At 72.5% G+C, this 12,151-nt stretch carries 8 protein-coding genes; 3 read left to right on the plus strand and 5 right to left on the minus strand.

All coding sequences use genetic code 11. The annotated features are described in order from the left end of the window. Window position 1: 1 nt before the first annotated feature. Together OG329_RS05270 and OG329_RS05275 are read right to left on the minus strand one after the other, a co-directional pair. Complete coding sequence (locus OG329_RS05270) at window positions 2-1,330, minus strand: ABC transporter substrate-binding protein (RefSeq protein ID WP_405793144.1); 1,329 nt, start codon at window positions 1,328-1,330, stop codon at window positions 2-4. Between the two features lie 67 nt (window positions 1,331-1,397). Next, complete coding sequence (locus OG329_RS05275) at window positions 1,398-3,599, minus strand: glycoside hydrolase family 27 protein (RefSeq protein ID WP_405793145.1); 2,202 nt, start codon at window positions 3,597-3,599, stop codon at window positions 1,398-1,400. 162 nt (window positions 3,600-3,761) lie between these two features. On the opposite strand from OG329_RS05275, the gene OG329_RS05280 reads away from it, so the two are divergent. Then, entirely contained in the window at window positions 3,762-5,000 is a 1,239-nt protein-coding gene (locus OG329_RS05280) for an ROK family protein (RefSeq protein WP_405793146.1), read from the plus strand. A 261-nt stretch (window positions 5,001-5,261) separates the two neighbouring features. Here the strand turns inward: OG329_RS05280 and OG329_RS05285 are convergent, their stop codons facing one another. Next, on the minus strand, window positions 5,262-5,993 hold the full coding sequence (locus OG329_RS05285) for a dienelactone hydrolase family protein (RefSeq protein ID WP_405793147.1): 732 nt from the start codon (window positions 5,991-5,993) through the stop codon (window positions 5,262-5,264). A gap of 354 nt (window positions 5,994-6,347) precedes the next feature. Continuing rightward, window positions 6,348-7,517, minus strand: a complete 1,170-nt coding sequence (gene xylA, locus OG329_RS05290; RefSeq protein ID WP_405793148.1) for a xylose isomerase — start codon at window positions 7,515-7,517, stop codon at window positions 6,348-6,350. A gap of 250 nt (window positions 7,518-7,767) precedes the next feature. Here xylA and xylB point away from each other — a divergent pair, with 250 nt between their 5' ends. Beyond that, on the plus strand, window positions 7,768-9,243 hold the full coding sequence (gene xylB, locus OG329_RS05295) for a xylulokinase (RefSeq protein ID WP_405793149.1): 1,476 nt from the start codon (window positions 7,768-7,770) through the stop codon (window positions 9,241-9,243). A 207-nt stretch (window positions 9,244-9,450) separates the two neighbouring features. Beyond that, a complete protein-coding gene (locus OG329_RS05300; protein ID WP_405793150.1) occupies window positions 9,451-11,253 on the plus strand; it encodes a hypothetical protein in 1,803 nt (600 codons plus the stop codon). On the opposite strand, the gene OG329_RS05305 is transcribed toward OG329_RS05300, so the two are convergent. Then, on the minus strand, window positions 11,219-12,133 hold the full coding sequence (locus OG329_RS05305; RefSeq protein WP_405793151.1) for a LysR substrate-binding domain-containing protein: 915 nt from the start codon (window positions 12,131-12,133) through the stop codon (window positions 11,219-11,221). The genes OG329_RS05300 and OG329_RS05305 overlap by 35 nt on opposite strands. Window positions 12,134-12,151 lie beyond the last annotated feature (18 nt).

The following is a 12,151-nucleotide window of genomic DNA, read 5'->3' on the forward strand; positions in this document are numbered from 1 at the left end:
CTCAGCGGCCCCAGATCTTCTGGGACTCGCGCTGCCAGGTGGTGAGGATGGAGCCGATCTCCTTGGGCTTGGCGAGGAAGCGGGTGAGCGCGGCGTCGGCGGGCGGCTGGAGGGCGTCGCTGGAGTCGCGGTTGAAGTACTGGGTGAGTTCGGCGGCGCCCTCGATCAGCGCACGGCCCTTCTTCACCAGGGCGGTTCCGCTGTCCTTGGCGTCGGGGTGGGTGGGCAGCGCGGTGCCGGAGGAGTTCTTGAGATAGATCTCCTGCGCCTCGGCGGTGGCGAGATAGCGCATCAGCTCCTTCACCTCGGCCTCGCGGCTGGTGCGGGCGCTGGCGAAGTAGCCGTCGGTGGGGGCCTCTTCGGCGAGGGGGACCTTGGGGTCGATGACCGGGAAGCGGAAGAAGTCGATGTCCGCCAACTGCTCCTTGGGGGCGGAGTCGGCGAAGAACGTGCCGATCAGCATCATCCCCGTACGGCCCTGGAGAAGCGCCGTGGTGGCGTCCTGGAAGGGCAGGGCGGTGCCGTTGGGGTCGAAGTAGGGCAGTGCCTCGCCCCAGCGGTCGAAGACCTTGCGGACCTCGGGGTCGTCGAACCGGTGCTTTCCGGCGAGGAGTTCGCGGTGGTAGGACGCGCCGTTGAGCCGGATGTTCAGATAGTCGAACCAGGAGGACGCCACCCAGGGGGTGTTACCGCCCGCGCCCAGTCCGATCGGCGCGACTCCCTTGCCCTTGAGGGTGTCGCACAGGTCCAGGAACTCGTCCCAGGTCTTGGGCTCATCGACGCCCCATTTGGCGAAGTTCGACTTCCGGTAGAAGACACCCCACCAGTAGTAGGTGGTGGGGACGAAGACCTTCCGGCCGGCGGCGGAGGTGCACAGCTCGCTCAACGCCTTGGAGTATCCGGCCAGTTCGGGCCCGGACCAGATGTCGCCGACGTCGAGCAGCAGGTCTTTGGCCGCGTACGACTCCGCGACCGAGCCGGGGTACCAGGTGTAGAGGTCCGGTGGGTTGGCGGAGGTGAGATAGGTCGGCAACTGGGTGCGGAAGGTCTCGGAGGCGACGGTGTTGAGCTTGGCCTTCGCGCCGCCCTCCTCGCCGAAGCTCTCGACGACCTTCTCCATGGCCTTCTTGGCCTGGGGCGAGGAGAGGTTGGACTGGAGGGTGACGTCACCGCCCGACTCGCTCTTGCCGGTCGATCCCGAGGTGACGCAGCCGCTCAGGAGCGCGGCGGCGCCCACGGCGCCGGTGCCGGCGAGGAACTGGCGGCGGCCGGGTGGTGAGGCGAGCGGTGAGGTCGGGGTTGTGGGCGGGGCTGTGGGTGGGGTGGCCATGGGTGAACTCCCTTTCGGGCAGTGCGGGTTGGGACAGTGCGATACGTCGCTCGGGCCGGGGCCGCGGTCACCCGGCCGGGAAGCCGGTCTGGTGGACGCGGCCGTCGACGCCCCGGAAGGCGGCCAGTACGGTGCCGCCGGGTCCGGCGGTCGCGCCGAGCGCGCCGTCGAAGACGCCGCTCACGAACTCCTCGCGCGCCGACCAGCCACCCCAGGTCCCCTCTGCGTTGCCGTACGCGCGCTGCCAGAGCGTGTAGTCCCCGGCCCGTGCGTACAGCCGCACCCCGCCGTCCACCGCGACGAGCGTCGGGCTGCCGCTGACGGTCCCGCCCAGCGACGTCCACGCCGACCAGGTGCCGGCCGTGTCCCGTACCCGCCACCACACCGCGTCCTCGGCGGTACGTACGGCGACATGTGTCCGGCCCGCCTCGTCCACGACGGCGGACGGCCGCCCGTACACGGTCCGGCCCTCGGGCGCGCCCAGCGTCGTCCATCCGGAGCGCGGGCCACGGGCCCGGATCTGTCCGTCCTCGTCGTGGGCGAGGAGTGTCCACCGGTCGGCGCTCTCGAAGGCGACGGACGGCGCGTCGGCGAGGCTCCCGCCGAGCTTCTGCCAGCGTCCCCACCGCCCGTCCGTGAAGGCGCGCCGGTACGCCGCGTCGTCGGTGCCGCGTACGAAGACGTCGATCCGGCCCGGCTCGGCGGGGGAGGTGTAGGCGGCGGGCTGGCCGAGGATCCGGCCGTGTGTCGGGCCGCCGAGGTCGGTCGTACGGGAGGTCGTAGAGGTCGTAGGGGAGGTCGTACGGGACGGCCAGTGGCCGTCACGCCCGCTCGTCTGCCGCAGTGAGCCGTCCGCGCCCCGCGTGAACGCCGTCAGTCGGTCGCCGTCGCGCACCAGCGCGGGGCTCGCGGTGGAGCGCGTACCGAGTGCGGCGCCGGGAGCGTCGTCCCGGCCGCCGAGTGTGAGGAAGGCGGTGCCGTGCGCGGGGACGGTGACGCTGTACGAGCCGGTGTGCGTGCCCCGGTCGGCGCGGGCGCGCACGTCCCGTACGGAGACCTCGCCCGTCAGTCCGGCGTCCGCGAAGGTCACGGTGCGGGTCGCGGCCTTGTCCGAGCGGTTGAGGAGGACGACCGCCCGCTTGCCCGCGCCCTTGAGGGTCTTGCTGTAGACGTCGCCGGTGGTGTCGGTGGCGACGCGTACCCCCTGGACGGCGAGCGGGTCCTGGTCGACGGCGATGATCTCCGGGTTGCGCAGGGTGTCGGTCATCGACCGCGACAGGGTGCGCGGGTCGGAGCCGATGATCAGGGGTGAGCCCATCACGGCCCACATGACGAGCTGGGTGGTGGACTCCTCCTCGGTCAGCTCGTACGAGCCGTCGGCCAGTTCGCGGGTCGGGATGAGGTAGTCGGGGTCGTTGTAGCGGCCCGGACCCTGGGCCTCGGGGTGCCAGGCGTTGGCGTCCATGTTGCGCAGGATGTTGGCCCACTGGCCGGTGGAGGGGGTGCCGAAGGCGACGTCGGTGCCGGTACGCCAGGAGTCACCGGTCCTCGGCCCGTAGACGTAGGTGTTGTGCGCGTCCTGCTCGGGGGTGTGCGGGATGCCCCAGTCGTCGGTCAGCGGGTTGCAGAGATTGAGCAGCATCGGGCGGCCGGACTTCGCCACGGCGTCGCTGAACTGCTTGAAGGCGGGCCCGGGATCGAGCTTCGCGCTGATTCCGCAGAGGAAGTCGACCTTGACGGCGTCGATCTTCCAGTCGGCGAACTGCCGCGCGTCCTCGGTGTAATGGCCTCGGCTGCCGAGCCCGCAGCTCTTGCCGCCGTCGTAGGTGCCCGCGTCGGTGTAGATGCCGGCTCTGAGTCCGCGCTCGTGCAGATACGTCACCAGGGCGGGGATGCCGGAGGGGAAGCGGCCGGGGTGCGCGGCCAGCCGGCCCTCGCTGTCGCGCGGGGTGTCGGCCTGCCAGCCGCCGTCGAGCCAGACGATGTCGTAACCGCTGTCCCTGAGCCCGCTGCTGACGAGATGGTCGGCGACCGACCTGACCTCCTGCTCGGTGGGGGCGCCGAGGCCGTAGTAGGTGTTCCAGCCCATGTACGGCGTGGGGGCGAGGCCGCTGTCGTAGTACGTGGGGGCGCCCTGGTCGACGGCCTGGCCGGCGGGCCGGTCCACGGCCTGGGCCGGCGGCCGGTCCACTGCCTGCGCGGAAGGCACGGTCACCACCGCGAACAGCGCGGCGAGGACGGCGGCCACCGTGGCCCGATGCGAAGTCACTGATGTCTCCCGGGGGTTGGGGTCACGACGAAGACTGTCGCCGCGCTCCCCGACCCTGTCAATGATTATTACTAATTAATCTAAACAAGTGGCTGGACGGGCCATCGATCTCGCGGGACCGGCCGTCTGTCCGTATACCGATCACATAGGCTCGACCGCACCATGAAGAACAACCACACATCGCTCGGTCCCAAGGCCGACAAAGAGACGGTGCGCCGGCACAATCTGAGCCTGGTGCTGCGCGCCGTGCGGGACGAGGGCGAGGCGACCAGGGCCGGTGTGGCGGCGCGGGTCGGACTGACCCGGGCCGCGGTGTCCTCGCTGGTCGAGCAGTTGCTGGACAGCGGATTCCTCTCCGAGTCCGGCAAGACGTTCAGCGGGCAGGCCGGGCGGCCCGGCACCGTACTGAAAGTGACGCGCTCCGGCCCCGCCGGCATCGGCGTCGAGATCAACATCGACTACATCTCGGTGTGCGTGGTCGACCTGTCGGGCACCGACCGCGTACGGCTCACCGAACACCTCGACAACCGCGGCGCGGCGCCCGCCGAAGTCCTCGCCCGTGGCGCCCGGATCGCCGCGCGCACCCTCGACTCGGCCGCCGAACAGGACCTCTCGCCGGTCGGTGTGCAGCTCGCGCTGCCCGGTCTGGTCTCGGGAGGTACGGTCCGCCAGGCGCCGAACCTGGGCTGGAACCGGGTGCCCGCCGAGGAGTTGTTCGCGCGGGCGCTGGCCGAGTCGGATCCCTCCGCGACGCCGCTGCCGGTGCGTTCGGAGAACGAGGCCAATCTCGCGGCACTCGCCGAGCTGTGGTTCGGCGGCCTGGGCGGGATTCGCAGCTTCCTCTATCTGTCGGGCGAGATCGGCGTCGGCGGCGCGCTGGTGCTCGACGGTGAACTGCTGCGCGGCGCCAACGGGTTCGCCGGTGAGATCGGCCATGTCGTCGTGGACGCCGACGGGCCGCTGTGCCGGTGCGGCTCCCGTGGCTGTCTGGAGCAGTACGCGGGCCAGTCGGCGCTCCTGCGGGGCGCGGGGCTCGACGAGAACGCCGGGGTGCCGGGCGTCGCGGAGCTGGAGGCGCTGGCCAGGGCCGGCGACGAGCGGGCGATCGCCGCGATCGGCGAGGCCGGCCGGATGGTGGGCCGGGTCCTGTCGGGCGCGGTGAATCTCTTCGACCCCGACGCGGTGGTGCTCGGCGGGATCTACCGGAGCCTGATGCCGTGGCTGTCGCCGCCCGCCGACGGCGAGTTGACCGACCGGGTGGTCTCCGGCCTGTGGCCGCGCGACAGCGGCCGGCTACGCGCGTCATCCTCGGCGGGAGACGCGGCGCGGGGCGCTGCGGCGCTGGTGGTCCGCGCGGTGCTCGCGGACCCGGTGGCGTACGCGGACCGCACGAGCGCGTAGCGCGGCGGCGCGGTGGGCGGGGCGGGGTTCGGGGACGGGTCGGACCACGGTCGGACCACGGTCGGCTCGTCGGTCAATCGGTGGGCCGGCGTGCCCGGTTCGCCTCACGAAGGGCCTGCCAGGCGTCCGCCACGGGACCGAGGTGCCCGAGCTTTCTTCTCGTTCATGGCCTGCTCCCTGGTGTCGAGGTGCGGCTGCCCGGCCGATGGCGACCACCGGCCGCTGTCGGCCACCGGCTGCTGTCGGCCGGGCGGCCCGGCCTCACTTCAGGTGTCGGCCGAAGAACCGGTTCCCGTCGTCCACCTCGAACCACGGGGTGCCGGTGTGCCCGCCCGGATTGGCGTGCAGCGTCTTCTCCTTGGTACCGAAGGCGTCGAACAGGTCCAGGGCCCGTTGCCGGGGATTCCCCTCGTCGTCCCACTGGAGCAGCATCAGCAGCGGGACGGTGACCTGCCGGGCCTCCTCGCGCTGGGCGCGGGGCACGTAACCCCCGGCGAAGAAGGCGGCGGCCACGACGCGCGGCTCGACCACCGCCAGCCGGACGCCGAGGGCCATCCACCCGGAGTACCCGACCGGGCCGCCGATCTCGGGCAGCGCGAGGAGGGCGTCCAGGGTGGTCCGCCATTCCGGGACCGCCTTGCCGACCAGCGGGCCGACAAGGGACTCGAAGATCTCATCGACCGGCTCGCCGGCCCGCATCGCCCGCCGGAGATCGGCGCGTGCCTGTTCGTCGGCGGCGGAACGTGGCCGGTCGCCGCACCCGGCGGCGTCGATGGTGGCCACCGCGTAGCCGTACGCCGCGGTGATCCGGGCGCGGGCCACCAGCCGGGGCTGCGCCTTGGGCAGGCCGTTGTTGTGGGCCATCAGGATCAGCGGGCTCGGCGGGGTCGGCGCGGCGGATGCGGGCGTCCACAGGGTGCCGGGGATCTCGCCGAGGGTGAATTCGCGTTCGAGGACGCCGTCGTCGAGGCGCTGCTCGGAAGTGAATCGCATGGTCGTGCCTTTCGGGAGTGCGCTTGAACGGCGCTCCCGGACGACCTATCGCCCGACCGTGACCCCGGAGGGGAGCACCCATGTCGATACTGCGTTCACGGGTACCACCTCCTCGTTCTCTCGCACGGCCTTTGGAAAGCTAGCAGTGGCCGCCGGGGTCCGCCAACGGTTTTCGCGGCACCCGGCATCCGGGCAGCCCGTCGATGGCCGGCTCTCCTCCACGTACACATGCACGCACACACGTACACGTACACGTACAAGCACACGTACAAGCACTCGCGCACGCGGGGCGACCGGCGGTGGGTCCGCCCCGCGTGCGCGGCTGTGTCAGGACACGTTCGTCTCAGTGCCGGGTCAGCGGGCGCCCAGGAGGTGGTCCATGGCGAGCTGGTCGAGGTGTTCGAACGCCATGCCGCGGCTCGCCGCGGCGGCCACGTCGAAGTCCTCGTACGCGCCCCGGTCGGCCAGCAGGCCGGCCACCCCGTCGGCGGCGGTCGGCTGCGCCAGTTCGTCCAGCCGCGCCGCGCGCAGCGCCTCCCGCACCTGCGGGTCCGCGCGGAACGAGGCGGCGCGCTCCTTCAGGATCAGATAGTTGCGCATGCATCCGGCGGCGGACGCCCACACCCCGTCGAAGTCCTCGGTGCGCGGCGGCTTGAAGTCGAAGTGCCGCGAGCCTTCCCAGCCCGCCGTCTCCAACAGGTCCACCAGCCAGAACGCGGCACGCAGATCACCGGCGCCGAAGCGCAGGTCCTGGTCGTAGCGGGTGCCGTGCTGGCCGTTGAGGTCGATGTGAAAGAGCTTGCCCGCCCACAGGGCCTGGGCGATGGCGTGCGGGAAGTTCAGCCCGGCCATCTGCTCGTGGCCGACCTCGGGGTTGACGCCGTACAGCTCGGGGCGCTCCAGGCGCTCGATGAAGGCGAGCGCGTGGCCGACGGTCGGCAGCAGGATGTCGCCGCGCGGCTCGTTGGGCTTGGGCTCGATGGCGAACTTGATGTCGTACCCCTGCGACACGACGTACTCGCCCAGCAGGTCGAAGCCTTCCTTCATCCGGTCGAGCGCCAGGCGCACGTCCTTGGCACCGCCGGACTCCGCGCCCTCCCGGCCGCCCCAGGCGACGAACCTCTTGGCGCCCAGCTCGGCGGCGAGGTCGAGATTGCGCAGGGTCTTACGCAGCGCGAAGCGGCGGACGTCACGGTCGTTGGCCGTGAAGCCGCCGTCCTTGAAGACGGGGTGGGTGAAGAGGTTGGTGGTCACCATGGGGACGACGAGTCCGGTGGTGTCCAGCGCCTGGCGGAAGCGCTTGATGTGCGCCTCGCGCTCGGCGTCCGACGAGCCGAAGGGGATCAGGTCGTCGTCGTGGAAGGTCACTCCGTACGCGCCCAGTTCGGCGAGGTGCTGTACCGACTCGGTGGGATCGAGCGCCGGGCGCGTCGCGTCTCCGAACGGGTCTCTGCCTTGCCAACCGACCGTCCACAGACCGAAGCTGAACTTGTCCGCGGGGGTCGGAGTGAAGCGTTCCGTCATATCTTTGGCCGCCTTCGATACCTCAGGTCCGGCAGGTGCAGACCTTTTTGTTTCCTGACATGACTAATAATGCACCTCCGGGTGGGAACGGAAAAGACCCCGTGTTCGCCCAACACCGTCCGGAGCGTCGAATGCCGCTTTGGGCAAGGAAATGACGCCCATCCCTGCTGGATGCACGACAACATCACGTAATTTGTTGGCCTGCGGTCAAAATCCCGCCGCGAGCCCGGATACAGGAAGAGGTACGAGCGTGCCGCACAGCCAGGTGGTCATCGGCGTCGACAGCTCCACCCAGTCGACCAAGGCGGCGTTCACCGACGCGGCGACCGGACGGCTGCTCGCCGTCGGGCGCGCGCCGCACCGGGTGACCGGAGAGGCCGGGGCGCGGGAGACCGACCCGGAGGTGTGGTGGCAGGCGCTGCGCGAGGCCGTCGCCATGGGGCTCAAGGAGTCCGGCGTACCGGCGTCCGCCGTCACGGGCATAGCGGTCGCCGGCCAGCAGCACGGACTGGTGGTGCTCGACACGGCCGGGAAGCCGCTGCGGCCCGCCCTGCTGTGGAACGACACCCGCTCCGCCCCGCAGGCCGCCGCGCTCACCGAGGCGCTGGGCGGGCCCGACGCCTGGATCGCCAGGACCGGATCCGTGCCCGTCGCGTCGATGACTGCGGCGAAGTGGCAGTGGCTCCGCGAGAACGATCCCGGCTCCGCCGACGCGGCGGCGGCCGTCCGGCTGCCGCACGACTTCCTGACCGAACGCCTCGCCGGCACGGCGGCCACCGACCCCGGCGACGCGTCGGGCACCTGCTGGTACTCCACGGCGAGTGGGGCGTACGACCCCGAACTGCTCGCGCTCGTCGGCCTCGACGAGTCGCTGCTGCCCACCGTCGCCCCGACCGGCGCCGCGCGGGTCGGCTCGCTGACCTCCTCCGCCGCCGAGCAGTTGGGGCTGCCCGCCGGTATCGCGGTCGCCGCCGGGACCGGCGACAACATGAGCGCGGCCGTCGGCCTCGGCCTCGGCGGCGCCGGGCTGCTGGACCACCCCGTGCTGAGCCTCGGCACCTCGGGCACGGTCTTCGCCGCCACGCGCACCAGGCCCGCGTCGGCGGCGCTGTCCGGGTTCGCGGCGGCCGACGGTACGTTCCTGCCGCTGGGCTGCACCCTGAACTGCACGCTCGCCGTCGACAAGGTCGCCGAACTGCTGCGCCTGGACCGCGAGGACGCGGCGCCCGGCGGCGAGGCGGTGCTGCTGCCGTACCTCGACGGCGAACGCACCCCCGACCTGCCGACCGCCTCCGGCCTGCTGACGGGGCTGCGGCACGACACGACGCCGCAGCAGTTGCTCGGCGCGGCGTACGAGGGCGCGGCGTACACGGTCCTGCGCGCCCTGGACGAGGTCCTGCGCGCCTGCGGCCTCGATCCGGCGGACCCCGTGGCGGCGAACCGGCCGCTGCGGCTGGTGGGCGGCGGTGCCCAGGGTCGTACGTGGGTGGAGACCGTACGGCGCCTGTCCGGGCGTGCGGTGATCGTGCCGGAGAGCGGCGAACTGGTCGCCCTGGGCGCGGCGGCGCTGGCGGCGTCGGCCGCCGGCGGCGAGGACCCGGTGGCGATCGCCGCTTCCTGGAAGACCGGCGACGGTCCCGAACTGCCGCCGGTGGCACGGGACATGGAGACATGGGAGCGCGTCGGCTCGGTGCTGGACCGGGCGGCGCCGAGCCTGCTGTCGTAGGGAGGCGTTGGGCGGCGCCGGACGGCGTCGGGGCGCGACGGGACTGGCGGGGCGGGTGGGACACGGGGCGGTGCGGAGGTGCGGCGGCACCCCGCCCGCCCCGCCGATTCGTGGCTCACATGGCCCTCTTGATGGTGGGTCGGCAACAGTCCTACCCTGCGATCCGCGCGGCGTCGCCGCGTGCCGGAGGAGGGACGAGACCCGCCCATGTCCGACGCACCGAACGACGACGCGCTCCACACCGCGCTGCCCGACGAGGACCTGCTCAAGGCCCTCGCCCCGTACACGGCCATGGGCGGCGGCGCGGGGGCCGCCCCCGGCCGGCTCCGGGACGTCACGCGCCGACAACTGGTGCGCTGTACGGTCGTCCGCTTCACGGAGCGACGCACCGAGACACAGCGGACGGCCTTCGGTACGAAGGATCTGTCGGCGCTGCCTCTTTACGAAGGCGCCCTCGCGGACCACCCGCTGTCGGCGCCCGAGAAGCCCGGCACACTCACCCTGCTCCGCGCGCACTCACATACGCCGGTGCCCTGCCCGTGCGACAACGGCACGCAGCAGTGCACCGGTTGCTCGGGCAGCGGCCGGCACGCGTGCACCTGCCGCAACGAGCCGCCCGCGTGCGACGTGTGCCTCGACGTCTCCCCCTGCACGGAGTGCGAGAAGAACGGCCGGCGTCGGACGCGTACGGCGAAGGTGCGCCCCGCCGCGACCGGTGCGCGCGCCACGTCACCCGGTGCGCGGCGAGTCACGTGCGCGGTGTGCGCGACCTCCGAGGCCGCGTGCCCCGGCTGCTCGGGGCGCGGCCGGGTCCGGTGCCGGCACTGCGAGGGCCGGGGACGCGAGACGTGCGGGCGCTGCTCGGGGACAGGTGTGCGCCCGCACGAGGTGTGCGGTGGCGAGGGCAGCATCACCCACTGGGTGGAGGGGACCGTGGCGTACGCGCACGAGACCGCCTCCCTGTCGCTGCCGAGGCCCGACTGGCCCGACAAGGTCCGCGAGCGGCTGGCCGCCACCGGGCGGTGGCAGTCGCACGACGTCCCGGCGGACGGCGCGTTACCCACCGGCGTCCACGACACGCACCGCGCGGCCCTGGCGAACCATCTGGGCGGCCGGAAGGCGGAGCTGTCCCGGCGGGTGACTCTGGAGACCTGCCCGCTGGCCCGCGTGGTGCTGATGGACGACCCCGAACCGGGTCTTCCACGTCTTCCCCGGCGAGCGGGGCCTCCAGGTCGTCTCGACCCTCTCGAACGGACTGAAACAGCGCCTGATCGCGGCCGGCGCGGTCATCGTCATCGTGGCGGTCCTGGTGCTGGCGGTGGCCCGCTGACCTGGCGGCGCGGGCCCGGTTCAGTCCCCGTTGCCGACAGCGGCGCGGGCCGCGTGGCGGAAGTCCTTGACCGCCCGGTACAGGGAACGCTCGCGCTCCTCGGCGAGCGCGGCATCGGTGAGTGCGGCGTCGTCGGCCGCGCCGGCGACGGCACCCGCGCGAGCGTTGGCGCCCATCCGTCCGACGACGCGGGCAAGCTCCTGCGACGCGTGGGTGACGCGCTCGGCGGCGGCCACGACGGAGTCGGGCCCCTCGATGATCACGATTTCGACGGCGCGGTGAACCTCGCGCGCCAGCGTGACGAAACGGCCGAGCTTCTCGTCGAGATCGACAACATCGACGGAATCGACAGCATCGACGGCATTGACGGAATCCGGGGCGCCCGGCCGCAGGGCCGCGCGGACGGCGTCCATGGCGATGTCCCGGTCGTGGAGCGCGCCGAGGTAGCCCACGTACGCGTCACGACGGTGCTGGCGGCGCCACTGGTCACGCTGCGCCCGCGCCTGGGAACGGCCGTTGACCAACGCGGCGCCCAACGTGGCGAGCGAACCGACCGCGGCGCCGAGCAGTGCGGCGAGTCCTGCGTCCATGGCCCCAGTCTGCCGCCGCGCCCGTGGGCGCCTCCGCGCACCCCCTGGACCGGGCTCAGCCCGTCGTCAGACCTGACGCCGAGTGTGTGAGCGCGTCAAGGACCGGGCGGATCAGCGGGTGGTGTTCCGCGCCCCTGCGGACGGCCGCGAAGACCCGGCGGGTGGCGGGCGGGCCGGACACCGAGCGTACGACCGTGCCCTTCAGTTCCATCCCGCGCAGCGCGGAGCGTGGCACGAGCGCCACTCCCGCGCCCGCGCCCGCGAGGGCGACCACCGCGCGGAAGTCGTCCGACGAATGCACCAGTCGCGGTTCGAAACCGGCCAACTCGCAGGCGAGGCGCATCACTTCGTGGCAGGGATTGCCGGGGTACGGGCTGATCCAGTCGCTGTCCGACAGTTCGGCGAGCGGCACCTCGATCTCGCGACACAGCGGATGCCCCTCGGGCAGGACCGCGTCGAACGGCTCGGCGTAGAGCGGTACGCGCGACAGCCGCGGGTCGTCCTCGGTGGGCGCGCCCCGGTACTCGACGGCCAGCGCCACGTCCGCCTGGCCGTCGAGCAGCAGCGGCAGGCTCTCGTCGCCCTCGGAGTCCCGTACCCGTACGCGGATGCCCGGGTCCGACGCGGCGAGCCGCGCGATGGCCGGGGCCAGCACCTCGGCGATCCCCGTGGCGAACGCGGCGACCGTGACCTCGCCGGCCACTCCGCCCGCGTACGCCGCCAGCTCCGCCTCGGCCCGCTCGAGCTGCGCGAGGACTTCGTGGGCGTGGGTGAGCAGGATCTCCCCGGCCGCCGTCAGCCGTACGCCCCGGCCGCTGCGGGTCAGCAGCGCGTGGCCGGTCTCCTGCTCCAGCGCGGCGAGCTGCTGGGAGACGGCGGACGGGGTCAGATACAGCGCCGCCGCCGCGGCGGTCACCGTACGGTGGTCCGCCACGGCTCGCAGGATGCGCAGACGCCGGGGGTCGATCATTCGCCCATAGTGCCAGGC

This window comes from Streptomyces sp. NBC_01506 (genome assembly GCF_045040295.1).
Taxonomy (GTDB): domain Bacteria; phylum Actinomycetota; class Actinomycetes; order Streptomycetales; family Streptomycetaceae; genus Streptomyces.